Genomic DNA, 24,543 nt, shown 5'->3' with positions numbered 1-24,543 from the left:
TAGCGCTGGCCTACACCTTCTTTGCAAAACAAGAGTGGAGCGCTACGGCAATCACTGATAAACCAACGGTTAATATGCTCGGGGGGTTCTATTCCCAGCAGCAGTTCCTGCGTAACCTGGATATCAAAGCCAATCTGGCCACCCCAGATCAGGCTTCCGTCATGGATGAGGCCTATAAAGAGTTTGTGATGCAGCTGGCTTCCTGGGATACGCGCCGTGATTTCTGGAGCCAGACGGATTATTACAAGCAACGGATGGTGGGCAACAGTAAAGCCGATGCCGCGCTGCTGGATGACATGATTAACAACATTCAGTTTATGCCGGGAGATGCGCTGCGTAACGTCAACGACAGCGTCAAGCTGATTGCCGAAACCGCGCCGGATGCCAATAACCTGTTGCGCCAGTACGTTGCCTTTGCCAGCCAGCGTGCGGCAAGCCACCTTAATGAAGAGCTGAAAGGTGCCTGGGCTGCCCGTACTATCCAGATGAAAGCGCAGGTTAAACGTCAGGAAGAGGTGGCTAAAGCCATCTTCGCCCGCCGTGTACACAATATTGAGCAGGCGCTGAAAATTGCCGAACAGCACAATATTTCCCGCACCGAGACGGACGTGCCGGCAGATGAACTGCCTGATTCAGAAATGTTCCTTCTCGGGCGCCCAATGCTGCAGGCTCGACTGGAAAACCTCCAGGCCGTTGGCCCTGATTTTGACCTCGACTACGATCAAAACCGCGCGATGCTGAACACCCTGAATGTCGGTCCAACAATGGACCCGCGTTTTCAGACCTATCGTTATTTGCGAACGCCTGAAGAACCTGTAAAACGCGATAGTCCGCGCCGCGCATTCCTGATGATCATGTGGGGGATTGTGGGTGCACTGACTGGCGCAGGCGTGGCGTTAACGCGTCGTCGCACTAACTAAAACGCCGTCTACGATGAAGGCTGCGGCCTTCATCGTTTAATCGAAGAGAATCGATGTGAAAGTACTTACCGTATTTGGCACCAGGCCGGAGGCCATTAAGATGGCACCTCTGGTTCATGCGCTGGCCAGTGATCCTGATATTGAAGCGAAAGTGTGCGTCACTGCCCAACACCGTGAGATGCTCGATCAGGTCTTAACTCTCTTTTCTATCGTCCCGGATTACGATCTCAATATTATGAAACCGGGGCAGGGGTTAACGGAGATAACCTGCCGTATTCTGCAAGAGCTCAAGCCGATTCTGGAGTCCTTCAAACCTGACGTGGTTCTGGTGCATGGCGATACCACCACCACGGTGGCAACCAGCCTGGCTGCGTTTTACCAGCGAATTCCTGTCGGCCATGTTGAGGCGGGTCTGCGTACCGGCAACCTTTATTCGCCGTGGCCCGAAGAGGCCAACCGCACACTCACCGGCCATCTGGCGATGTACCATTTTGCGCCCACCGAAAATTCACGACAGAACCTGCTGCGTGAAAATATTGCCGACAACAAAATCTTTGTCACCGGGAATACGGTGATTGATGCCCTGATTTGGGTTCGTGACCGCGTGCTGTCAAACAACGATCTTCAGAAAGAACTCGCCGCACGCTACCCCTTCCTGAACAATGGCAAAAAAACCATTCTGGTCACCGGCCACCGTCGCGAGAGCTTTGGACGCGGCTTTGAGCAAATCTGCCATGCCCTGGCGGAAATCGCCGCGCAGAATCAGGATGTGCAGATTGTCTACCCGGTGCACCTTAATCCTAACGTCAGCGAGCCGGTCAATCGTATCCTTGGGCATATAGAAAACGTCCTGCTGATTGAACCGCAGGACTACTTGCCGTTTGTCTGGCTGATGAACCACGCCTGGCTGATCCTGACCGATTCCGGTGGTATTCAGGAAGAGGCGCCGTCTCTCGGCAAGCCTGTGCTGGTCATGCGTGAAACGACTGAACGCCCGGAGGCGGTGAAAGCGGGCACGGTACGTCTGGTCGGCACCAATGCACAGCTGATCGTCGAAGAGGTGACGCGCCTGCTTCACGACGACGAAGAGTATCAGGCGATGAGCCGGGCCCATAACCCGTATGGCGATGGGCAGGCTTGTGGCCGTATTTTGCATGCACTTAAACACAATCGGGTAACGCTATGAGTTTTACTACCATCTCTGTCATTGGTCTTGGCTACATTGGCTTGCCCACCGCGGCAGCGTTTGCCTCCCGTCAAAAACAGGTTGTGGGCGTGGATATCAACGCGCGTGCGGTGGAAACCATTAACCGTGGCGAAATTCATATCGTGGAGCCCGATCTCGACCACGTGGTGAAAGAGGCGGTTGATGGCGGATTCCTGCGTGCCAGCACGACGCCGGTCGAGGCGGATGCATATCTTATTGCGGTGCCAACCCCCTTTAAAGGTGACCATGAGCCCGACATGGCTTACGTCGAAGCGGCGGCAAAATCGATTGCACCGGTCCTGAAAAAAGGGGCTCTGGTGATCCTGGAATCCACTTCGCCCGTCGGTGCTACCGAACAGATGGCGCAGTGGCTGGCGCAAGCCCGACCTGACTTACGCTTCCCGCAGCAGGCGGGCGAGCAAGCTGATATCAATATTGCTTACTGTCCTGAGCGCGTGCTGCCAGGTCAGGTGATGGTAGAGCTGATTAAAAACGATCGCGTGATCGGTGGCATGACGCCAGTCTGTTCTGCACGCGCCAGCGCGCTTTACAAGATTTTCCTTGAAGGCGAATGTGTGGTGACCAACTCCCGCACCGCCGAAATGTGCAAGCTCACGGAAAACAGTTTCCGGGACGTGAATATCGCCTTCGCGAATGAACTGTCGCTGATTTGCGCCGATCAGGGGATTAACGTCTGGGAGTTGATTAGCCTGGCGAATCGCCATCCGCGCGTAAATATCCTCCAGCCTGGCCCGGGCGTGGGCGGTCACTGTATCGCTGTCGACCCGTGGTTTATTGTGGCGCAAAACCCGGCGCAGGCCCGCCTGATCCGCACCGCGCGTGAAGTGAATGACAGCAAGCCACACTGGGTGCTCAGTCAGGTGAAAGCCACCGTAGCGGACTGTCTGGCTGAGAGCGGCAAACGCGCCAGTGAGCTGAAAATTGCCTGCTTTGGTCTGGCATTCAAACCGAATATTGACGACTTACGCGAAAGCCCGGCGATGGAGATTGCAGAGATGATCGCTGGCTGGCACACCGGCGAAACGCTGGTGGTTGAACCCAATATTCATGAACTGCCGGCAAAACTGGCGGGCCACTGTACGTTGACCGCGCTGGATGAGGCGCTGGCGACGGCGGATGTGCTGGTGCTGCTGGTGGATCATAAAGAATTTAAAGCGACGTCCGGTGATGCCGTACGCCAACAGTATGTGGTTGATACGAAAGGTGTCTGGCGTTGAGCCACCTGAAGGGGGTTCTCGAGTCCCTTGAGTGGGAGAGTGCCTTTTTTGGTCTGCCATCAGCCATCGTACGCCTGCGCGACGATGCGCCGGTTCTGACTGAGGCCGACTTCACCGCCTGGTCGCGGGTACAGGCCAGGATCCCCGCAGACCGTGCCGACCTGCTCGATGCGCTCCAGCAACAAGGTTTTCAGCTGGTTGAAGGCGAGGTTGATCTGTCCATTACGCTCGTCTGCCATGATTCGCCCGGTGCGGAAGTGGCAACGGAGCAGGATATCCCCGCGCTGCGTCAGATGGCGGCGCAGGCGTTTGCCCGGAGCCGTTTTCGCGCACCGTGGTATGCACCGGACGACAGTGGGCGTTTCTACGCCCAGTGGGTAGAGAACGCGGTAAAAGGCACCTTTGACCATGTGTGCCTGGTATTTCGCACTGCAGACGGCCAGATTGAGGGATTTGTCTCGCTTCGTAAGCTCAACGCGAACGAGGGGCGTATTGGTTTATTAGCCGGGCGCGGCATGGGCGAAAAACTCATGCAGGCGGCGCTTCACTGGGCGCAGCAGCAACAGCTTTTGACTCTGCGGGTGGCAACCCAGATGGGCAACACCGCCGCGCTTAAACGTTATATCGCGAGTGGTGCCAACATCGACGCCACCGCTTACTGGTTATACAGGTGACAAGATGATTCCATTTAACGCACCACCCGTCGTGGGCACCGAACTCGACTATATGCAGTCTGCTATGGGCAGCGGCAAACTCTGTGGTGACGGTGGTTTTACCCGTCGCTGCCAGCAGTGGATGGAGCAGCGGTTTCACAGCGCTAAAGTCCTGCTGACCCCGTCCTGTACCGCATCGCTGGAAATGGCGGCGTTGCTGCTGGATATCCAGCCGGGCGATGAAGTGATCATGCCGAGCTACACCTTCGTCTCTACAGCGAATGCCTTTGTCCTGCGTGGTGCGAAAATCGTCTTTGTGGATATTCGCCCGGATACCATGAACATTGATGAGACGCTGATTGAAGCGGCAATCACGGACAAAACGCGCGCGATTGTGCCGGTTCACTACGCGGGTGTGGCGTGTGAGATGGACACCATCATGGCGATCGCCAAAAAACATGACCTGTTCGTGGTTGAAGATGCCGCTCAGGGCGTGATGTCGACCTATAAAGGTCGAGCGCTGGGAACGATCGGCCATATCGGCTGCTTTAGCTTCCACGAAACCAAAAACTATACCGCCGGTGGCGAGGGTGGTGCGACGCTGATTAACGACCGTGCGCTGGTCGAGCGCGCGGAAGTGATCCGTGAAAAAGGCACCAACCGCAGCCAGTTCTTCCGGGGGCAGGTAGACAAATATACCTGGCGCGATATTGGCTCAAGCTATCTGATGGCCGATCTGCAGGCGGCATACCTGTGGGCGCAGCTGGAGGCAGCGGACCGCATTAATCTTCAGCGCCTGTCCCTGTGGCAAACTTATTACGACGCGCTGCAACCGCTGGCACAAGCCGGGCGAATTGAGCTGCCGACCCTTCCGGCTGATTGCGTCCATAATGCCCATATGTTCTATATCAAACTGCGCGATAACGACGATCGCAGCAAGTTGATTGCCTGGCTAAAAGAAGCCGAAATTCTGGCGGTGTTCCACTATATCCCGCTGCACTCCAGCCCGGCAGGGGAGGCATTTGGGGTCTTCGCGGGTGAAGATCGCTACACCACGAAAGAAAGTGAGCGTTTGCTTCGTTTGCCACTGTTCTACAACCTCGCGCCTGTTAACCAGCGTACGGTGATTAACACCCTTCTGAGTTATTTCGGCTGATATGTCTCTGGCAAAAGCATCGGTGTGGACCGCCGCGTCCACACTTGTCAAAATTGGCGCCGGGCTACTGGTCGTCAAGCTGCTGGCCGTCTCATTCGGCCCTTCAGGCGTCGGGCTGGCGGGGAATTTCCGTCAGCTTGTGACCGTCCTTGGGGTACTGGCCGGCGCAGGGATTTTCAACGGCGTCACGAAATACGTTGCGCAGTACCATGATGATGCGGCCCAGCTTCGCCGTGTTGTCGGTACATCCTCGGCGATGGTCACCGGCTTTTCGACCCTGATGGCGGTTATTTTCCTGCTGGCAGCGGCACCCATAAGCCAGGGGTTATTTGGTCACACCCATTATCAGGGGCTGGTTCGTCTGGTCGCGCTGGTTCAGCTGGGCATTGCCTGGGCTAACCTGCTGTTGGCGCTGATGAAAGGCTTTCGTGATGCGGCCGGGAACGCACTGGCGTTAATCCTCGGCAGCGTCATCGGCGTGATTGCCTACTATTTTTGCTATCGGCTGGGCGGCTATGAAGGCGCGTTGCTGGGGCTGGCGCTGGTACCGGCATTAGTGGTCGTTCCGGCGGCGTTCATGCTAATGCGTCGGGGCACCATTCCGTTGAGTTACCTGAAACCTCAATGGGATAAGGTGCTGGCAAGCCAGCTGGGAAAATTTACCCTGATGGCGCTCATCACCTCCGTCACGCTCCCCGTCGCCTATGTGATGATGCGAAACCTGCTGGCGGCGCATTACAGCTGGGACGAAGTTGGGATTTGGCAAGGGGTGAGCAGTATTTCCGATGCCTACCTCCAATTTATAACGGCTTCCTTTAGCGTCTATTTGCTGCCAACCTTATCGCGCCTGACCTCCAGGCAGGATATCACGCGCGAAATTTCCCGCTCACTGCGGTTTGTCCTTCCCGCCGTTGCGGCAGCCAGTTTAACCATATGGCTATTGCGCGATGTCGCCATCTGGCTGCTCTTCTCCGCGAAGTTTACCGCCATGCGCGATCTGTTTGCCTGGCAACTGGTGGGCGATGTACTGAAAGTGGGGGCTTACGTTTTTGGTTATCTGGTGATTGCGAAAGCCTCGCTACGGTTGTATATCCTGGCGGAAATCAGCCAGTTTGCATTACTGACCGCATTCTCACACTGGTTGATCCCGGCACACGGTGCGCTGGGGGCGGCTCAGGCCTATATGGCAACCTATATCGTTTATTTCGCTGCCTGTTGCGGCGTATTTTTACTTTGGCGTAAACGCGCATGACTGCACTGATTCACATACTGGGATCGGATATCCCACACCATAACCAGACCGTGTTACGGTTCTTCAATGATGAACTGGCATCGGGGGATCCCGACGCTCGTGAGTTTATGGTTGCCGGTCAGGATAATGGCCTGAGCGTGGCGTGTCCGACGCTGACACTCTCTTTCTGGCCGGACAAGGCTGCGCTGGCGAAGGCGGTTGTTGCCAAAGCCAAAGCGGATCGTGAGCAACGTTTCTTTTTCCATGGGCAGTTTAATACCGGCCTGTGGCTGGCGCTCCTGAGCGGGGGGATCAAACCTTCGCAGTGCAGCTGGCATATCTGGGGAGCCGATCTCTACGAAGTCTCCAGCGGCTGGAAATTCCGTCTTTTCTACCCGTTGCGGCGCATGGCGCAGGGGCGTGTGGGATGCGTTTTCGCGACCCGTGGCGATCTCAATTATTTTGCTAAACGCCACCCTGACGTACGCGGTGAGCTACTCTATTTCCCGACCCGAATGAACCCGGCGCTGAACAACATGGCGAATGATACGCCGCGCGAGGGTAAACTGACGATTCTGGTGGGTAATTCAGGCGATCGCAGCAATGAACATCTTGCCGCGCTCAGGGCGGTACATCAGCAGTTTGGCGACACCGTCAATGTGATTGTGCCGATGGGGTATCCGGCCAATAACGATGCCTATATCGATGAGGTCCGCCAGCAGGCACTCGCGTTATTTAGCGCCGGGAATGTGCACATTCTCCACGATAAGCTGGAATTTGATGAGTATCTTGCGCTGCTGCGTCGGTGCGATCTGGGCTATTTCATCTTTGCGCGTCAGCAAGGAATTGGCACGCTGTGTCTGCTGATTCAGGCGGGTGTGCCCTGCGTACTCAATCGCGAAAACCCATTCTGGCAGGACATGGCGGAGCAGCATCTGCCGGTGCTGTTTACTTCCGATGTGCTTAACGAAGAGGTGGTCCGCGAAGCGCAGAGACAACTGGCGCTGGTGGACAAAAGTGCCATCGACTTCTTTAGCCCGAACTACCTCACGCCGTGGCACCGCGCGCTGCGTATCGCTGCAGGAGACAAAGCATGAGCCAGTTGCAATTCAGCGGCTTACTGATCGTTTGGCTTCTGAGCACTTTATTCATCGCCACGCTCACCTGGTTCGAGTTTCGCCGGGTGCGTTTCAACTTTAACGTCTTCTTCTCGTTACTGTTTCTTCTGACCTTCTTTTTCGGATTCCCGCTGACCAGCATTCTGGTCTTCCGGTTTGACGTGAGCGTTGCCCCGCCCGAGATCCTGCTCCAGGCGATCCTGGCAGCGACCTGCTTCTACGCCGTCTATTACGCCACCTATAAAACGCGCCTGCGTTCAGCGCAATCCACCGCGCCGCGCCGGGCGCTCTTCACCATGAACCGGGTGGAGACGCACCTGACGTGGGTGATGCTGATGACGATCGCGCTGGTAAGCGTGGGTATCTTCTTCATGCACAATGGTTTTCTGCTGTTCAAGCTCCAGTCCTACAGCCAGATTTTTTCTGCCGAAGTGTCGGGCGTGGCGCTTAAGCGCTTCTTCTACTTCTTCATTCCGGCGATGCTGGTGATCTTTTTCCTGCGTCAGGACAGCAAAGCCTGGCTGTTTTTCCTGGTGAGTACCGTCGCCTTCGGTTTCCTGACCTACATGATTGTGGGAGGGACGCGTGCAAATATCATCATCGCTTTCGCAATCTTCCTGTTTATCGGCATCATCCGCGGGTGGATCTCTTTATGGATGCTGGTGGCTGCTGGGGTGTTTGGCATTGTTGGTATGTTCTGGCTTGCCCTGAAGCGCTACGGGCTCAACGTAGCCGGTGACGAGGCGTTTTACACATTCCTCTATCTCACGCGCGACACCTTCTCGCCGTGGGAAAACCTGGCGTTGTTGCTGCAAAACTACGACAAAATCGATTTCCAGGGCCTTGCGCCTATTGTGCGCGACTTTTATGTCTTTATCCCAACCTGGCTGTGGCCAGACCGTCCCGGCGTCGTACTCAACACGGCAAACTATTTTACCTGGGAAGTGCTGAACAACCACTCAGGTCTTGCGATCTCACCTACGTTGATTGGCTCGCTGGTGGTGATGGGGGGAAGCTGGTTTATCCTGCCGGGGGCGGTGGTGGTGGGGCTGATCATCAAGTGGTTTGACTGGCTCTACGTGCGCGGCAACGAAGAAACAAACCGCTATAAGGCGGCTATTTTGCACAGTTTCTGCTTTGGTGCCATTTTCAATATGATCGTTCTGGCGCGTGAAGGGCTGGATTCATTCGTGTCGCGCGTGGTTTTCTTCATGGTCGTTTTTGGCATCTGCCTGTTACTGGCCAAACTGTTGTACTGGCTGTTTGACAGTGCAGGGCTTGTGCATAAGCGCGAGCCGCAGGGCAGCACAACGCTGTCGCAAGTGTGAGTAGGGAAAGTCATGACGGATAAAACTTCTGCACCGCGCTATACGCTGCGCGGTCTGCAGCTTATTGGCTGGCGCGATATGCAACACGCGCTGGATTTTCTGTTCGCTGGTGGTCAGATGAAATCCGGTACGCTGGTCGCCATCAATGCGGAAAAGATGCTGGCGGTGGAAGACAACGCCGAAGTGAGAAGCCTGATAGAAGCGGCTGAATTTAAATATGCCGACGGTATCAGCGTGGTGCGTTCAATCCGCAAAAAGTATCCTGGCGCTAATGTATCTCGCGTGGCAGGGGCCGATCTCTGGGAGCAACTGATGGCACGCGCAGGGGCGGAAGGCACGCCGGTATTCCTGATTGGCGGTAAGCCGGAGGTACTGGCGCAGACCGAAGCGAAATTGCGCAGTCAATGGAATGTTAACATCGTGGGCAGCCAGGATGGCTACTTCAAACCAGAGGCCCGGCAGGCGCTGTTTGAACGCGTTCGCGACAGTGGAGCGAAAATCATCACCGTGGCGATGGGCTCCCCACGCCAGGAGATCCTGATGCGTGACTGCCGTCAGGTGTGTCCGGATGCCCTTTATATGGGCGTTGGCGGAACGTATGACGTCTTTACCGGCCATGTTAAGCGTGCGCCCAAAGTCTGGCAAAACCTGGGGCTGGAGTGGCTGTATCGCCTGCTATCTCAGCCGACGCGGATTACACGACAGATCCGTCTGCTTCGCTACCTTACCTGGCACTACACCGGGAAAATGTAATCAAAATGTAGCGCGATATGCTGTTCGCGCTGCAACTCCCCTGCAAAACTGCTGCGAATCTGTGCAATGCATTCATTTTTTTTATGCATCGTTTGCCATTTGCCGCATTTTAAGAAACCATTCGCCCCGTATTTTAGTACCCCTAAAAAACAATACCCGGCCTTAAGTCGGGAAACAGCAAACACAATCGAGGATCTATGGCAGAGAAAAAACCGGAGCTACAGCGTGGGCTGGAGGCTCGTCATATTGAACTGATAGCGCTGGGCGGCACTATCGGCGTGGGCCTGTTTATGGGCTCCGCAAGCACGCTCAAATGGGCAGGACCTTCGGTCTTGCTGGCTTATATCATTGCGGGATTGTTCGTTTTCTTCATCATGCGTTCGATGGGCGAAATGCTCTTCATGGAGCCTGTCACGGGTTCCTTCGCGGTTTACGCGCACCGATATATGAGCCCGTTCTTTGGCTACCTGACGGCATGGTCATACTGGTTTATGTGGATGGCGGTTGGCATCTCTGAAATCACGGCGATAGGGGTCTATGTGCAGTTCTGGTTCCCGGACATGGTCCAGTGGATACCGGCGCTGATTGCCGTGGGGCTGGTGGCACTGGCAAACCTTGCCGCGGTTCGTCTTTATGGTGAAATCGAATTCTGGTTTGCGATGATCAAAGTCACCACCATCATCGTGATGATTGTGGTCGGGCTGGGCGTTATCTTCTTCGGCTTTGGCAACGGCGGGTACGCCATTGGCTTTGGTAACCTGACCGAAAACGGCGGCTTCTTTGCGGGCGGCTGGAAGGGCTTCCTGACGGCACTGTGTATCGTTGTGGCCTCTTATCAGGGGGTCGAGCTTATCGGTATTACCGCGGGTGAAGCGAAAAACCCGCAGGTTACGCTGCGCAGCGCCGTAGGCAAGGTGCTGTGGCGTATCCTGATTTTCTATGTGGGGGCGATCTTCGTTATCGTAACCATCTTCCCGTGGAATGAAATTGGCACGACCGGTAGCCCGTTTGTCTTGACCTTCGCGAAGATTGGCATCACGGCGGCAGCAGGCATCATTAATTTTGTGGTTCTGACGGCGGCGTTGTCAGGCTGCAACAGCGGGATGTACAGCTGCGGACGTATGCTCTACGCGCTGTCCAGAAACAACCAGCTGCCAGCGGCAATGGCGAAAGTTTCGCGTGCGGGCGTACCGGTTGCGGGAGTGGCGGTGTCGATTGTGATCCTGCTGATTGGCTCCTGCCTGAACTACATCATCCCGAATCCGCAGCGCGTGTTTGTTTATGTCTACAGCGCCAGCGTGCTGCCAGGCATGGTGCCCTGGTTTGTTATCCTGATTAGCCAGCTGCGTTTCCGTCAGGCACATAAAAAGGCCATCGCCAGCCATCCGTTCCGTTCTATTCTGTTCCCGTATGCCAACTATTTGACGATGGCGTTCCTGGTTTGCGTATTAATCGGAATGTACTTTAATGAAGATACGCGCATGTCGCTGTTTGTCGGGATGATCTTCCTGGCGGCGGTGACCGCGGCGTATAAGCTTTTTGGTCTGGGCCGCCGCGCTACCTCGCAGAAAGTGGAGGAATAAGCGGCAAAATGTGCAAACCATAACCAAACGCGCATTTTTTTCAAAAAAGCACTAGACAGCGGGGTCGGAGGTACGTAATATCCAGCCCCGCAACGGCGCTAAGCGCCCGTAGCTCAGCTGGATAGAGCGCTGCCCTCCGGAGGCAGAGGTCTCAGGTTCGAATCCTGTCGGGCGCGCCATTTTAGTCCCGGCGCTAGAGCTGCGGTGGTCTGAGAAGTAGTCAGTACCGCGTGAAAGAATACAGTGGTGGCTATAGCTCAGTTGGTAGAGCCCTGGATTGTGATTCCAGTTGTCGTGGGTTCGAATCCCATTAGCCACCCCATTATTGAAAAAGTTGTGAATTGCGAAGGTGGCGGAATTGGTAGACGCGCTAGCTTCAGGTGTTAGTGTTCTTACGGACGTGGGGGTTCAAGTCCCCCCCCTCGCACCACGACTTTTTAATGAATTGAACTAAAAATTCAAAAAGCAGTACATCGGCGAGTAGCGCAGCTTGGTAGCGCAACTGGTTTGGGACCAGTGGGTCGGAGGTTCGAATCCTCTCTCGCCGACCAATTTTGAACCCCGCTTCGGCGGGGTTTTTTGTTTTCTGCGCCTTTCCCCCTCTGTAGTGATTCCACGACAACAGCCGGCTTTCTTGTCGCGATTCAGCGACACATAACACATTGAAAGTAAAAGATATAATAATTTGGCGGCTTTCGTGTCTCCTCCAGACGACATTTCGTCGTGTTTATCAGCAGGTTGTAGGGTCTAAGATACCGCTCAACAACATAATTTCCTTTTATCTTAAAATGTTGCGCGATGTAAAAGTTCTGCGTGTCAAGTTGGCACGTTACGTGCAATAATATACGTGTAGATGCTCATTCCATCTCTTATGTTCGCCTTAGTGCCTCATAAACTCAGGAATGACGCAGAGCCATTTACGGTGCTTATCGTCCACTGACAGATGTCGCTTCGGCCTCATCAGACACCATGGGCATAACGTTGAGTGAAGCACCAAATATGTTGTCTTACAGACCTGTTTTAACGCCTGCTTTTATAGCAGGCGTTTTTTTATGCCTTATTCCCGGTAAACGTACATGATCAGGGCGACCAGTATCAGAGCGGCTGACGAAACGCTGTAAAGCGCTTGTATGGAGCCAAACCCTGCCGCCGCCATCGCGGCAATACCGGTGAAAAGCGAGGCACTGAGCGTTTGCCAGCGCCAGACTTTACTGCTGGCCGAAGCCATGTGCGTGGTTTGAAAACTGCTGAGTACGGCAAACGTGCCGGCCGCAAAGAGAACATTTGAGGCCAGGTGTGCGACAAATATCATCCCCAGCGCGCATGCCATCCACCCGGACAACAGCGGGAGCATCCCATACGCGGCAAGGAAGATGCCGAGACACAGTAAAATCCGTGGCGTGCGTGCTGCAAAACGCGTCAGGCTGTCTCTTTTTAGCAGCAGGGGACCGCAAAGTTGTCCCATGCTCCTTGCAAAAAGCAGTGGCAAAGCAAGGCTGGCCGCATCCTGAGGATGGATCTGCTGTGCCATTGCCGGAAGAAGTGCCATGGCCGGTGAACCGACGGCGGCCAGCGCAGGCAAAATCAGCAAATTGCGTTTCTGCCGGATGGTCAACATCTGCCAGCGTAAAGCCGCAGGCGCTTTCTCTTCAGTGGGGACTGCCAGTGTGGGCGCTAAATATACACGACCCGCCAGCCAGAGCATGAACAGCGATCCGAGAAAGCTGGTGGCATCAATGGCCAGCAAGGCGAGGATGGCGATCTTCTGGAAAAGTACCATCCCCAGCCCGGTGCCTAACAAAACCTGAGCGGCAAAAATCACATTCTCGAGGCAGGTTGCGGCAGGGAGTTCTGCTTCTCTGAGTCCGCGTTTAAAGAGCAGCGTCAGGGCAGGCCAGCTCATTCCGCTAAGCAGTGCTTCGGTGGACTGCACGGCCAGTAACGCAGGGATACTGTGATAGTGCACGCCGAGCAGGGGAAAGAGCAGGGCCAGTAAGCCAAGCCCCTCGGTGAGTATCAACAGGGATATCGGAGAATAGCGCGCGCACAGCTTTTCACTGATGAGGCTGCCGATAAAGCCAGGTAGCGTGGCGAAAAGAAAGGCGAGGGTAAGCAGTGCGGGCGGGGCGGACCATGCTAACAGTAAGCCGAAGACCACCACCTGGGTGACGCCATTTCCCAGTGATGTAAAGATAAAGGCACAGGCCAGCAGGCGCAGCCAGCGGTGGCAGCGCAGCGCTTCAATAAGCGCGTACAAAAGGGAGTTCATGACGATTTCCTTTCAAAAACGATTCAGTCCACGCGGCACTCGTCGCGTGTATGGAAAAAAGTTAATGAAAAGACGTCGTTACATTGGCGGGTTCGTTTTCAGATGATGTGGTAAAGAATGTAGCAGGCGAAGGGGAATAAAAAAAGGAGGCCGTCTGGCCTCCTTGTTATTTATTGCTGGCTGCCATTATTTTGCAGCGTTAATAACAGCCCATCGCGGCGCATGGCGGCAGCCTCTTCCGGCTTGTGCTGCTTGTCCAGCGAATCGGCAAGCCACGCGTAGTCAAATGCGTCCGGGCGCTGTTTCAGCGCTGCACGGAAGGCGAGACTCGCTTCCTGCCATTCACCGTGCTTCATCAGCGACTGGCCCAGCGTACTCCACAGCAGTGGACGGTCGCCGACGGCTTTAATCTGCTGACGCAGCATTTTTTCAATTTGCTCAGGGTTATTGGTTTTCAGACGCGGGATCACCATAACCAGGCGATCGTCATACTGTCGCTTCAGTCCGTCGAGGAGGATCTCCTGCGCCGTGTCATGATCGTCACATTCAATCAGATGTTCTGCCATCGCAACCTGCAACGGAACCTGCTGACGCGTTTTCCGGCTCTGATTCTTCCACCAGGTTTTCAGGCCATCGCTGCCGAGATCGGCACGCGCCTGATCCATCAGGCCAATCCATGCCAGACGCTGAAGTTCATCACGATGTTCATCATCACCGACGTCGGCTTTGGCCATCGACGGAATGATATCCAGCAGTGAACCCCAGGCACCGGTGCGAATATAGGCCTGCTCGGCAAGACGCAGCACTTCCGGGTGGCGTGGCGAGACTTCCAGCAGACGGTCGATACCGTGACGTGCGGCGTGGTTTTCGTTGCGGGCCAGCTGCAGTCGAACGCGGGTGATCTCAACGGGAATCGGGTCTTTCGGAGATAGTTCTGACGCGCGTTCCAGATGCTGGTTGGCGCGGGCTTCGTCACCCCGCTGTTGCGCTGCCTCGGCGGCCAGCAGATAGTTCACCACCGGCTGTTCGGCATGGTCAGCATTTTTCGACATCAGCTTTTCAACCTGCTGATAGTCACCCTCGGCCAGCTTAAGCAGTGCCTGCTCAGTCTGCTTACGGGCGCGGCGGCGTTTACGGCCAACGAACCAGCCACGCGTATGCGCACCGGTACGGAAAATTCGGCGCAGGATCCACTCCACCGCAAGGAGCACCACCACCCCGAGGATCAGAATGATCACCAGACCCGTTACGCTGGTTTCGATGTTGTAGTTATCGGTCTGGATCAGGACGTAACCCTGATGACCGGCAAGCATCGGCCCCAGCACGATCCCGGCGATCAGCAGGATGAAGAGTAAGAGTACTTTAAGCATCATTACTCTCCTTGTGGCGCGCTTTCAGGCGCTGGCGCTGGCGCCGCGGCAGGGGCCTGGGCGTGAGGTTCTGCCGGAACGCCCGGTTGCGCCAGCAGGTTGCGCACGCGCGTCTGCATCAGTTTCTCCAGAATCGGCTGGCTTTCCAGCTTGTCCGGCACGTTCATGGTGATGTTCTGCTGGCTCAGTTTATCAATGTCATCGAGGAAAGCCGTGGTCGTGGCATCATCGGTATTGTAGTAAGCACGTACCCATGTCGAGACGTTATCAAGCGCCTGTTTGTAGGTTTCTTCCTGATGACGCGGTACGGCCTGAGCCGCCACCAGCAGGCGGGAGCGAATGTTTTCGCGCAGATAAATGTCCTGATTCGGCGCTAACAGCGGAACGGCGGTTTCGTCGCGGCGGCGGATAGTAATGAAGCTATCCATAAAGTTCTGCCAGCTTTTTTGCAGGTTCACGCGCCATTCGCTCAGGGAGCTGGAAAGCTCGGTGCCGTCAGAATCCATCGGGGAGTCATCGTCGTTGTTATCCGCCAGCTGCAGGTTATCAATCTGGTTTGAAAGCTGATTGACCTTCAGGATGATGCCATCGTAGTCCACCTGCGAAACGGCAGAGAGGCTGGCGATATCTTCGGTAATGGCACGACGCGCGGTAATGAGGCTCGGATCGTTCATGTCTGCCAGGCTCGCATCAGCGCTTTTCAGCAGCGCGGCGGCGGTGGTGACGTCCTGATCGCTCCAGAGCTTACGTCCGGCCAGCTTCACCAGGAAATCGGCCTGCGAGAGCAGCCAGGTTTTGGCATCGGTACCGGAAATCGTGGCGACTTTCTGCTGCACCTCGTCCAGCTGTTTGGTCAGCTCTTCCTGTTTGCTGTTCGCCTCAGCGAGCGCCGCGGACTGCTGTTTAATCACCGTTTCCAGTTCAGTTTTCTGCGTCTCCTGTGCTTTTTGCAGGGCGGTAAGCTGATTGACCAGCGTGTCGTTGGTCGCTGTCTGGCTGGAACCTTGCTGTTTCACCAGGCCATAGAGGCCAACGCCTGCGGCCAGCGCAATGGCGATGGCTATCGCGCTCAGCGCGAGGCTGGTTTTATTGCTGCCGTTCTTCTTCTCAACGGTTTTCTCAGTCGTTTCTGACTGCGGCGTGATGTCCACAGTCTCCCTGGTCTCTTCAACCACGGCGGAGGATTTATCGTGTTCCGTCATTATGGCTTCCCATTATGAGAGTTATTGTAATGCGCGCAGCAGCGCATCGTTGTCAGCGTTATCAGCGATCCGAATATCTTGCCAGCCCAGTTCCCGGGCCTGGTTCGCCAGACGCTCACTGACGACCAGAAGCCGGCAGTGGAGTAACCAGTTTTCACGATACCAAAGGGGCACCAGCGACCAGAGCTGCTGCAGCATTTCGCCGCTGGTCACCACCAGGGTCGTAATACCGCGCATATGCCAGCGCATCGCCTCTTCCGCACCATCGTAATGTTTTGCACAACGCTGATAGCATTCGCAGAACGTGACCTCAGCCCCGCGTTCCCGCAGCGTTTCGCCCAACAGTTCGCGCCCGCCGTTACCGCGTAAAATGAGTGCACGCTTTCCGGCAATAGTTTGTAATTCAGGTAATTGTAGCAAGACTTCGCTGATTTCCCGATCTAACGGGTAACGAACGTCTGTTCCGCTTACGGTATGCAACGCCAGTGCCGTTGTACGACCAATCGCAAAATAGTCAGGGGCGGTTGGCCAGTTAAGCCCCTGCTGTTGTAGCTGCGCCTGGGCAAATTCCACCGCATGTTGCGACAGCGCAAACAGCAAGTCGCCCTGCTGGAGGGTATTCATATGGTCGGCAAGCGCGGACAGCTCCCGACCGGGGGAGAATTCAATGAGCGGAAAACTCCAGGCCACCTGCCCCAGTGCGCGCAGACGGCTCACTAACTGCTCTCCTGCGGGAGAAGGGCGGGTGACAAGAATACTCATGCAGGGGGTTCTCCATTATAAACTTCAGCCAGGATCTCACGGGCGCCGTTATCCAGCAGCTCTTCTGCCAGCGACACGCCAAGCTGTTCGGCATCTTGCGCTTTACCGCGACGTTCGCCGCGTACCATCTGTGAACCGTCCGGTGCGCCAACCAGCGCTCGCAGCCACAGTTCACCGTTAATTAATTCAGCATAGCTGCCAATGGGCACCTGACACCCTCCTTCGAGGCGGGTGTTCATGGCGCGCTCGGCGTTAACGCGGATAGCGGTCTCATCATGGTTCAGCGGGGCAAGCAGCGCGCGGGTACGCTCATCATCCAGACGGCATTCAATGCCGACGGCACCCTGACCCACGGCCGGCAGCGACAGCTCAGGCGGCAACGCGACGCGAATGCGCGACGTCAGCCCCAGTCGCTTCAGACCCGCAACCGCGAGGATAATGGCATCGTAATCGCCGTTATCCAGCTTGCTCAGACGCGTACCAACGTTACCGCGCAGCGAACGAATGATCAGGTCCGGACGACGTTCTGCCAGCTGACACTGACGACGTAAACTGGACGTGCCAACCACGCTGCCTTCTGGCAACGCATCGAGCGAATCATAGTGATTGGAGACAAACGCATCGCGCGGATCTTCACGCTCGCAAATGGTCACCAGCCCCAGCCCTTCCGGGAACTCGACGGGCACATCTTTCATCGAATGTACGGCGATATCGGCGCGGTTCTCAAGCAATGCCAGTTCCAGTTCTTTGACAAACAGGCCCTTGCCGCCCACTTTAGCCAGTGGCGTATCAAGGATCACGTCACCGCGCGTGACCATCGGCACCAGCTCGACGCACAATCCACTGTGGCAGGCTTCAAGGCGCTGCTTAACATAATGTGCCTGCCAGAGCGCAAGAGGGCTTTGGCGTGTGGCAATTCTCAAAACATTGTCTAACATGCTTGTTACCGTCATTATCAATCGCTAACCATCCTAACATTGTTGACTCTGGGATGGCAGTTTTACGGTGATGAAGAAGAGAGGGACAGGGCGGGGTTCTCGTCAGCCACAGCCGTATTAAGGAATTTACACGTACAGAACGGTGCTACACTGTATGTAGCGCATCTTTCTTTACGGTCAACCGGCAAGGTGTTAAATTGATCACGTTTTAGACCATTTTTTCGTCGGTACCACCATAATGATAAGGGCGAAAAAAGGTAACGGTTCTCTTTTTGTAATACTGCGGGTCCGCTGTTATTTCTGTTTTGAATAGCGTGCGACACCCGGAAACATCAGGCGATACGTCTTGTACCTCTATATTGAGACTCTGAAACAGAGACTGGATGCCATAAACCAACTGCGTGTCGATCGCGCGCTTGCTGCTATGGGCCCTGCTTTCCAGCAGGTATACAGTCTTCTGCCGACATTATTGCACTATCACCATCCGCTGATGCCTGGCTACCTTGACGGTAACGTTCCCAGAGGCATCTGTCTTTTCACGCCTGATGAAACCCAACAACACTACCTGACCGAACTTGAACTCTACCGTGGCATGCCGCCGCAGGAATCACCGAAAGGTGAACTGCCGATTACAGGCGTTTACACCATGGGCAGCACCTCCTCGGTTGGGCAAAGCTGTTCTTCGGACCTGGACATCTGGGTCTGTCATCAGTCCTGGCTCGATAACGACGAGCGTCAGCTGCTGCAACGAAAGTGCAGCCTGCTGGAAAGCTGGGCCGCGTCGCTTGGCGTGGAAGTCAGTTTCTTCCTGATTGATGAAAACCGTTTCCGTCATAACGAAAGTGGCAGTCTGGGTGGTGAAGACTGCGGCTCAACCCAGCACATCTTACTGCTGGACGAGTTTTACCGTACTGCCGTTCGCCTGGCCGGTAAGCGTATTCTGTGGAATATGGTGCCGTGCGACGAAGAAGAGCATTACGACGATTACGTAATGTCGTTGTACTCCCAGGGTGTGCTGACACCAAATGAATGGCTGGATCTGGGTGGCCTCAGTTCGCTTTCCGCCGAAGAGTACTTTGGCGCGAGCCTCTGGCAGCTCTATAAAAGCATTGATTCGCCGTATAAGGCCGTGCTGAAAACCCTGCTGCTGGAAGCCTATTCCTGGGAATACCCCACGCCGCGTTTGCTGGCGAAAGATATCAAACAGCGTCTGCACGACGGAGAAATTGTCTCCTACGGGCTGGATGCTTACTGCATGATGCTTGAACGCGTCACCGAATACCTGAAAGCCATTGATGACACCACGCGTCTCGATCTGGTGCGTCGATGTTTCTACCTCAAAGTCTGTGAAAAACTCAGCCGCGAACGCGCATGCGTGGGCTGGCGTCGTGAAGTGGTCAGTCAGTTGGTGAAAGAGTGGGGATGGGACGAAGAACGTCTGTCGATGCTTGATAACCGCGCCAACTGGAAAATCGATCAGGTGCGTGAAGCGCACAACGAACTGCTCGATGCCATGATGCAAAGCTACCGCAACCTTATCCGCTTTGCGCGTCGTAACAATCTCAGCGTTTCCGCCAGCCCGCAGGACATCGGGGTGTTGACGCGTAAACTGTATGCGGCGTTTGAAGCATTGCCGGGTAAAGTCACGCTGGTTAACCCGCAGATTTCACCGGACCTGTCAGAACCGAACCTGACCTTTATCTATGTGCCGCCGGGCCGCGCAAACCGCACCGGGTGGTACCTGTACAACCGTGCGCCAAGCATGGACTCGATCATCAGCCATCAGCCGCTGGAATATAACCGCTACCTGAACAAGCTGGTGGCCTGGGCCTGGTTCAACGGCCTGCTGACCTCGCGTACCCGGCTGTTTATCAAAGGCAACGAGGTTGTCGATTTAGCCAAACTGCAGGAGATGGTGGCGGATGTCTCCCACCACTTCCCGCTGCGTCTGCCGGCACCGACGCCAAAAGCGCTCTACAGTCCGTGTGAAATTCGCCATCTGGCGATCATCGTCAACCTGGAATATGACCCGACGGCGGCCTTCCGCAATCAGGTGGTCCATTTTGATTTCCGCAAGCTGGATGTCTTTAGCTTTGGCGAGCAGCAAAACTGCCTGGTGGGCAGCGTAGACCTGCTGTACCGCAACTCGTGGAACGAAGTGCGTACTCTGCACTTCAACGGCGAGCAGGCGATGATCGAAGCGCTGAAAACGATTCTTGGCAAGATGCACCAGGACGCTGCGCCGCCGGACAGCGTTGAGGTGTTCTGCTATAGCCAGCATCTGCGCGGTCTGATCCGTACCCGTGTGCAGCAGCTGGTTTCAGAGTGCATCGAACTGCGCCTCTCCAGTACCCGTCAGGAAACCGGTCGCTTTAAAGCGCTGCGCGTCTCCGGACAGACCTGGGGCCTGTTCTTCGAGCGCCTGAATGTTTCAGTACAGAAGCTGGAAAACGCCATCGAGTTCTACGGCGCCATTTCGCACAACAAGCTGCATGGCCTGTCAGTGCAGGTGGAAACCAACCACGTGAAACTGCCACAGGTCGTGGATGGCTTTGCGAGCGAAGGGATTATTCAGTTCTTCTTTGAAGAGTCGGGTGACGACGCCGGTTTCAACATCTACATCCTGGATGAGACGAACCGCGCTGAGGTTTATCACCACTGTGAAGGCAGTAAAGAGGAGCTGGTGCGCGACGTCAGCCGCTTCTATTCGTCCTCACATGACCGCTTTACCTACGGCTCCAGCTTCATCAACTTTAACCTGCCGCAGTTCTACCAGATTGTGAATGTAGACGGACGTTCGCAGGTGATTCCGTTCCGTACGCAGGCCGTTACGCCAGCGGTTCCCGCCAGCCAGGACACTACCCCGCTGTTGCAGCAGTATTTCTCCTGACAGTTTTTGCCCGGTATGCAGCGCACCACCGGGCAAAACAGACTCAACGAAAACGCACGTCTTCACCTGCCTGCGCGGTCGCCGCCTGTTCCAGCAGGTCCCAGAACGTTTCGCCGCTACGGTCACACACCCATTCGCCCTCTTTCAGATCGAAATGGTAGCCACCCTGTTTAGCGGCAAGCCAGACCTGGTGAAGCGGCTCCTGGCGGTTAATAATAATTTTGCTGCCGTTTTCGAAGCTCAGGGTCAGAATGCCGCCGTTGATCTCACAATCGATATCGCTGTCGCCGTCCCAGTCGTCAAGCCGCTCTTCGATGGTCATCCATAAGGTGTCTGCAAGGCGATGGAATTCACTGTCGTTCATGGTTTTGTTCCTGTTTTTCGTGATGCCGGCAGTATAACGCTAAATAATTCCCGTTGCAGGAAAGCGGCAAACTCTTGCTTTTGTGTCTTCTCCTGCGATGATAGAAACAGATTTGAACTTACGGGCAACTTTATAATGAAAAACGTTTTCCGAACGCTTGCCGTTCTCATCACGCTGTTTAGTCTGACGGGCTGTGGACTGAAGGGACCGCTTTACTTCCCGCCAGCGGATAAAACGGCGCCGCCGCCGACGAAACCTGTGCAAAGCGGTATTGAGTCTTCCACGCCAGACACGAACGATCGTGGCAATAATGGTGGTCCGACTCAGGTTAATCTCTGACGATTACGTTCTGTACCCGCGCAATGGAGCGAATGATGCAGTTCTCTAAGATGCATGGCCTTGGCAACGATTTTATGGTCGTCGACGCGGTAACGCAGAATGTCTTTTTCTCCCCGGAACTGATCCGCCGCCTGGCGGATCGGCATCTGGGCGTGGGGTTCGATCAGCTGCTGGTGGTTGAGCCGCCGTACGATCCTGACCTCGATTTCCACTACCGTATTTTTAACGCTGACGGCAGTGAAGTCTCCCAGTGCGGCAACGGTGCGCGCTGTTTTGCCCGCTTTGTCCGCCTGAAAGGGCTGACGAACAAGCGCGATATCCGCGTCAGTACCGCGAATGGTCGCATGGTGCTCAGCGTCACCGATGACGATCTGGTTCGCGTGAATATGGGCGAGCCGAACTTTGAACCTTCCGCCGTGCCGTTTCGCGCAAACAAAGCGGAAAAGACCTATATTATGCGTGCGGCAGAGCAGACAGTATTGTGTGGCGTCGTCTCGATGGGAAACCCGCACTGCGTGATTCAGGTTGATGATGTAGAGACCGCCGCCGTTGAAACCCTCGGCCCGGTGCTGGAAAGCCATGAACGCTTCCCGGAACGCGCGAACATTGGTTTTATGCAGGTGGTGAAGCGTGAACACATCCGTCTGCGGGTGTATGAACGCGGCGCGGGCGAAACCCAGGCCTGCGGAAGCGGTGCCTGCGCGGCAGTGGCCGTCGGCATCGCTCAGGGGTTACTGGCAGAAGAGGTTCGCGTGGAGTTACCAGGCGGTCGTCTTGATATCGCCTGGAAAGGACCGGGTCATCCGCTGTTTATGACTGGCCCGGCGGTACATGTCTATGACGGGTTTATCCATCTATGAAGCAACCAGGGGAAGAACTGCAGGAAACGGTGACGGAACTGGACGACAGTGCTGTTGTTGATTATCTGCTGAACAATCCCGCGTTTTTTATTCGCAATGCACGTCTTGTCGAACAGATGCGCGTGCCGCATCCGGTGCGCGGGACCGTGTCGCTGGTCGAATGGCACATGGCTCGCGCGCGCAACCACATCAATCAGCTTGAAGAGAACATGACGCTGCTCATGGAACAGGCGAACAATAACGAAAGCCTGTTCTATCGACTGCTGCATCTGCAGGCGCGTCTGGCCTCGGCCCATAGCCTTGACGAGTTTCTCAGCCGTTTCCACCGCTGGGCGCGAGAACTGGGGCTTGCAGGCGCAACCCTTCGTCTCTTCCCCGACCGCTGGCGCATTGGTGCACCGTCTGGTTTCACCCATCTGGCACTGAGCCGTCAGGCGTTTGAGCCGCTACGTATTCAGCGCCTGGGTCATCAACATCACTATCTGGGGCCGCTGAACGGACCAGAATTGCTGGTGGTATTACCAGAAGCCAAAGCGATTAGCTCGGTGGCCATGTCATTGATGGGGCGCGATGGCGACTTAGGCGTGATGTTATTTACCAGTCGCGACGCGCATCACTATGAGCAGGGGCAAGGTACGCACCTGTTGCAGGAGATCGCCCTGATGCTGCCTGAGCTGCTGGAGCGCTGGATTGAGCGCGTATGACGGACGGACTTCTTGCCACTGACGTCGCGCGCTTTCTGCGCTACCTGGGAGTTGAACGTCAGCTTAGCCCCATAACGCTGCTGAACTATCAGCGTCAGCTTGATGCCATCATGCAGATTGCCGATGAAATCGGCCTGAAAAGCTGGCAACAATGTGACGCTGCGACGGTTCGTGGCGTCGTCGTGCGTAGCCGCAGGAAAGGGTTAGGTCCGGCGAGTCTGGCGCTCAGGCTCTCTGCCCTGCGCAGTTTCTTCGACTGGCTGGTGAGCCAGGGCAGCCTTAAAGCCAACCCGGCGAAAGGCATTGCCACGCCAAAAGCACCGCGTCATCTGCCTAAAAATATCGACGTCGATGATGTCAATCGCCTGCTGGATATCGATCTTAACGATCCGCTGGCGGTGCGTGACCGCGCGATGCTGGAGGTGATGTATGGTGCCGGACTGCGTCTGTCAGAACTGGTCAACCTCGATATAAAACATCTCGATCTGGACACCGGCGAAGTGTGGGTGATGGGCAAGGGCAGCAAAGAGCGCCGCTTGCCGATTGGTCGCAACGCTGTCGCCTGGATTGAGCACTGGCTTGACCTGCGCGGGCTGTTTGGCGCGGAAGAAGATGCGCTGTTCCTGTCGAAACTCGGCAAGCGGATCTCGGCGCGTAACGTGCAGAAGCGTTTTGCGGAGTGGGGCATTAAGCAGGGGCTGAACAGCCATGTTCACCCGCACAAGCTGCGCCACTCTTTTGCGACCCACATGCTTGAATCAAGCGGCGATCTGCGCGGTGTGCAGGAACTGCTCGGCCACGCGAATTTGTCCACCACCCAAATTTATACCCACTTAGACTTCCAGCACCTTGCCTCGGTGTATGACGCGGCGCATCCACGCGCCAAACGGGGGAAATAATGCGTTTTTACCGCCCACTGGGTCAGATTTCAGCCCTTACCTTTGACCTTGATGACACCCTTTATGATAACCGCCAGGTGATCCTGCGTACCGAGCAGGAGTCGCTGGCGTTTGTGCAGAACTATCACCCGGCGCTGAAGACGATGCAGAACAAGGACTTCCAGCAGCTGCGTCAGTCCCTGCGGGAGACCGAGCCGGACATTTACCATGACGTGACCGAATGGCGTCGACGTGCGGTTGAGCAGGCGATGCTGAATGTTGGTATGAGCGCGCGTGATGCGGCGATAGGGGCTGAAGCGTCCATGGAAAACTTCGCCAAATGGCGCAGCCGTATTGATGTGCCACAGGAGACCCACGATACGCTGGCCGCGCTGGCAGAGAAGTGGCCGCTGGTGGCGATTACCAATGGCAATGCCCAGCCTGAGCTGTTTGGTCTTGGCGATTATTTTGAGTTTGTGCTGCGCGCGGGCCCGCACGGGCGCTCGAAACCGTTTAACGATATGTATCACCTGGCGGCGGAAAAACTGAACCTGCCGCTCGGCGAAATGTTGCATGTGGGTGATGACCTGACCACGGACGTGGCCGGGGCGATCCGCTGCGGCATGCAGGCCTGCTGGATCAAGCCGGAAAACGCTGACCTGATGACAACGCCGGACAGCCGTCTTCTGCCGCACGTGGAAATTTCACGGTTGGCATCCCTCACGACGCTGATATAATCATCAATTGTTCTGTATAAATTAACAGGGTTTTGGCGAAGGA

The 24,543-nt window shown here is 55.7% G+C and carries 22 protein-coding genes and 4 tRNA genes; 20 read left to right on the top strand and 6 right to left on the bottom strand.

Annotated elements, in window-relative coordinates:
- From wzzE to JTA15_RS16895, 14 genes are all read left to right on the top strand, one after another.
- Positions 1 to 920 (top strand): ECA polysaccharide chain length modulation protein (wzzE, locus tag JTA15_RS16960; protein ID WP_255580121.1); only part of this gene is annotated, 920 nt, incomplete at its 5' end.
- Between the two features lie 55 nt (positions 921 to 975).
- Positions 976 to 2,106 (top strand): non-hydrolyzing UDP-N-acetylglucosamine 2-epimerase, encoded by a 1,131-nt coding sequence (wecB, locus tag JTA15_RS16955; protein ID WP_113657079.1) that lies wholly within the window; start codon positions 976 to 978, stop codon positions 2,104 to 2,106.
- Positions 2,103 to 3,365: a UDP-N-acetyl-D-mannosamine dehydrogenase gene (wecC, locus tag JTA15_RS16950; RefSeq protein WP_219372527.1), complete on the top strand. Its 1,263-nt coding sequence runs from the start codon at positions 2,103 to 2,105 to the stop codon at positions 3,363 to 3,365. The genes wecB and wecC overlap by 4 nt, the downstream gene beginning before the upstream one ends.
- On the top strand, positions 3,362 to 4,039 hold the full coding sequence (gene rffC / locus JTA15_RS16945; RefSeq protein WP_219372526.1) for a dTDP-4-amino-4,6-dideoxy-D-galactose acyltransferase: 678 nt from the start codon (positions 3,362 to 3,364) through the stop codon (positions 4,037 to 4,039). The genes wecC and rffC overlap by 4 nt, the downstream gene beginning before the upstream one ends.
- 4 nt (positions 4,040 to 4,043) lie before the next feature.
- Entirely contained in the window at positions 4,044 to 5,174 is a 1,131-nt protein-coding gene (gene rffA / locus JTA15_RS16940; protein WP_020882890.1) for a dTDP-4-amino-4,6-dideoxygalactose transaminase, read from the top strand.
- 1 nt (position 5,175) lies between these two features.
- Positions 5,176 to 6,426, top strand: coding sequence for a lipid III flippase WzxE (gene wzxE / locus JTA15_RS16935; protein WP_219372525.1), 1,251 nt, complete (start codon positions 5,176 to 5,178; stop codon positions 6,424 to 6,426).
- On the top strand, positions 6,423 to 7,502 hold the full coding sequence (locus JTA15_RS16930) for a TDP-N-acetylfucosamine:lipid II N-acetylfucosaminyltransferase (RefSeq protein ID WP_181240261.1): 1,080 nt from the start codon (positions 6,423 to 6,425) through the stop codon (positions 7,500 to 7,502). Before wzxE ends, JTA15_RS16930 begins: the two co-directional genes overlap by 4 nt.
- On the top strand, positions 7,499 to 8,851 hold the full coding sequence (wzyE, locus tag JTA15_RS16925) for an ECA oligosaccharide polymerase (RefSeq protein ID WP_020882888.1): 1,353 nt from the start codon (positions 7,499 to 7,501) through the stop codon (positions 8,849 to 8,851). The genes JTA15_RS16930 and wzyE overlap by 4 nt, the downstream gene beginning before the upstream one ends.
- A gap of 12 nt (positions 8,852 to 8,863) precedes the next feature.
- Positions 8,864 to 9,604, top strand: a complete 741-nt coding sequence (gene wecG, locus JTA15_RS16920) for a lipopolysaccharide N-acetylmannosaminouronosyltransferase (RefSeq protein ID WP_020882887.1) — start codon at positions 8,864 to 8,866, stop codon at positions 9,602 to 9,604.
- A 197-nt stretch (positions 9,605 to 9,801) separates the two neighbouring features.
- Complete coding sequence (locus JTA15_RS16915) at positions 9,802 to 11,187, top strand: amino acid permease (RefSeq protein ID WP_219372524.1); 1,386 nt, start codon at positions 9,802 to 9,804, stop codon at positions 11,185 to 11,187.
- Between the two features lie 102 nt (positions 11,188 to 11,289).
- Positions 11,290 to 11,366: transfer RNA gene (locus JTA15_RS16910), tRNA-Arg, on the top strand.
- 67 nt (positions 11,367 to 11,433) lie between these two features.
- Positions 11,434 to 11,509 (top strand) — tRNA-His (locus tag JTA15_RS16905).
- Positions 11,510 to 11,530: 21 nt separating this feature from the next.
- Positions 11,531 to 11,617, top strand: a tRNA-Leu gene (locus JTA15_RS16900).
- Between the two features lie 44 nt (positions 11,618 to 11,661).
- Positions 11,662 to 11,738: transfer RNA gene (locus JTA15_RS16895), tRNA-Pro, on the top strand.
- A 506-nt stretch (positions 11,739 to 12,244) separates the two neighbouring features.
- On the opposite strand, the gene JTA15_RS16890 is transcribed toward JTA15_RS16895, so the two are convergent.
- The 5 genes from JTA15_RS16890 to hemC form a co-directional block, all read right to left on the bottom strand.
- Positions 12,245 to 13,456 (bottom strand): MFS transporter, encoded by a 1,212-nt coding sequence (locus tag JTA15_RS16890; protein WP_219372523.1) that lies wholly within the window; start codon positions 13,454 to 13,456, stop codon positions 12,245 to 12,247.
- Between the two features lie 170 nt (positions 13,457 to 13,626).
- A complete protein-coding gene (gene hemY / locus JTA15_RS16885) occupies positions 13,627 to 14,826 on the bottom strand; it encodes a protoheme IX biogenesis protein HemY (RefSeq protein WP_032680089.1) in 1,200 nt (399 codons plus the stop codon).
- A 2-nt stretch (positions 14,827 to 14,828) separates the two neighbouring features.
- Positions 14,829 to 16,028 (bottom strand): uroporphyrinogen-III C-methyltransferase, encoded by a 1,200-nt coding sequence (gene hemX / locus JTA15_RS16880; protein WP_219372522.1) that lies wholly within the window; start codon positions 16,026 to 16,028, stop codon positions 14,829 to 14,831.
- A 21-nt stretch (positions 16,029 to 16,049) separates the two neighbouring features.
- On the bottom strand, positions 16,050 to 16,790 hold the full coding sequence (gene hemD, locus JTA15_RS16875; RefSeq protein WP_185791930.1) for a uroporphyrinogen-III synthase: 741 nt from the start codon (positions 16,788 to 16,790) through the stop codon (positions 16,050 to 16,052).
- Positions 16,787 to 17,728 (bottom strand): hydroxymethylbilane synthase, encoded by a 942-nt coding sequence (gene hemC, locus JTA15_RS16870; RefSeq protein ID WP_032669623.1) that lies wholly within the window; start codon positions 17,726 to 17,728, stop codon positions 16,787 to 16,789. Before hemC ends, hemD begins: the two co-directional genes overlap by 4 nt.
- 346 nt (positions 17,729 to 18,074) lie before the next feature.
- Here hemC and cyaA point away from each other — a divergent pair, with 346 nt between their 5' ends.
- Positions 18,075 to 20,618: a class I adenylate cyclase gene (gene cyaA / locus JTA15_RS16865; protein WP_014172138.1), complete on the top strand. Its 2,544-nt coding sequence runs from the start codon at positions 18,075 to 18,077 to the stop codon at positions 20,616 to 20,618.
- Positions 20,619 to 20,661: 43 nt separating this feature from the next.
- On the opposite strand, the gene cyaY is transcribed toward cyaA, so the two are convergent.
- Entirely contained in the window at positions 20,662 to 20,982 is a 321-nt protein-coding gene (cyaY, locus tag JTA15_RS16860) for an iron donor protein CyaY (protein WP_014172137.1), read from the bottom strand.
- 135 nt (positions 20,983 to 21,117) lie between these two features.
- Here cyaY and JTA15_RS16855 point away from each other — a divergent pair, with 135 nt between their 5' ends.
- From JTA15_RS16855 to yigB, 5 genes are read left to right on the top strand one after another with little or no spacing between them, the layout of a single operon-like run.
- On the top strand, positions 21,118 to 21,321 hold the full coding sequence (locus tag JTA15_RS16855; RefSeq protein WP_025202779.1) for a lipoprotein: 204 nt from the start codon (positions 21,118 to 21,120) through the stop codon (positions 21,319 to 21,321).
- Between the two features lie 35 nt (positions 21,322 to 21,356).
- Positions 21,357 to 22,181: a diaminopimelate epimerase gene (gene dapF / locus JTA15_RS16850; RefSeq protein WP_020882883.1), complete on the top strand. Its 825-nt coding sequence runs from the start codon at positions 21,357 to 21,359 to the stop codon at positions 22,179 to 22,181.
- Positions 22,178 to 22,885, top strand: a complete 708-nt coding sequence (locus JTA15_RS16845; protein WP_219372521.1) for a DUF484 domain-containing protein — start codon at positions 22,178 to 22,180, stop codon at positions 22,883 to 22,885. The genes dapF and JTA15_RS16845 overlap by 4 nt, the downstream gene beginning before the upstream one ends.
- Positions 22,882 to 23,784: a tyrosine recombinase XerC gene (gene xerC, locus JTA15_RS16840; RefSeq protein ID WP_014172134.1), complete on the top strand. Its 903-nt coding sequence runs from the start codon at positions 22,882 to 22,884 to the stop codon at positions 23,782 to 23,784. Before JTA15_RS16845 ends, xerC begins: the two co-directional genes overlap by 4 nt.
- On the top strand, positions 23,784 to 24,500 hold the full coding sequence (gene yigB, locus JTA15_RS16835) for a 5-amino-6-(5-phospho-D-ribitylamino)uracil phosphatase YigB (protein ID WP_014172133.1): 717 nt from the start codon (positions 23,784 to 23,786) through the stop codon (positions 24,498 to 24,500). Before xerC ends, yigB begins: the two co-directional genes overlap by 1 nt.
- The last annotated feature ends 43 nt before the right edge of the window (positions 24,501 to 24,543 follow it).

It is taken from the genome of Enterobacter sp. BIDMC 29 (assembly GCF_019378755.1).
Taxonomy (GTDB): domain Bacteria; phylum Pseudomonadota; class Gammaproteobacteria; order Enterobacterales; family Enterobacteriaceae; genus Enterobacter; species Enterobacter ludwigii.
Note: the sequence above shows the minus strand (reverse complement) of the source record. Positions and strands in the feature narration are given on the sequence as shown.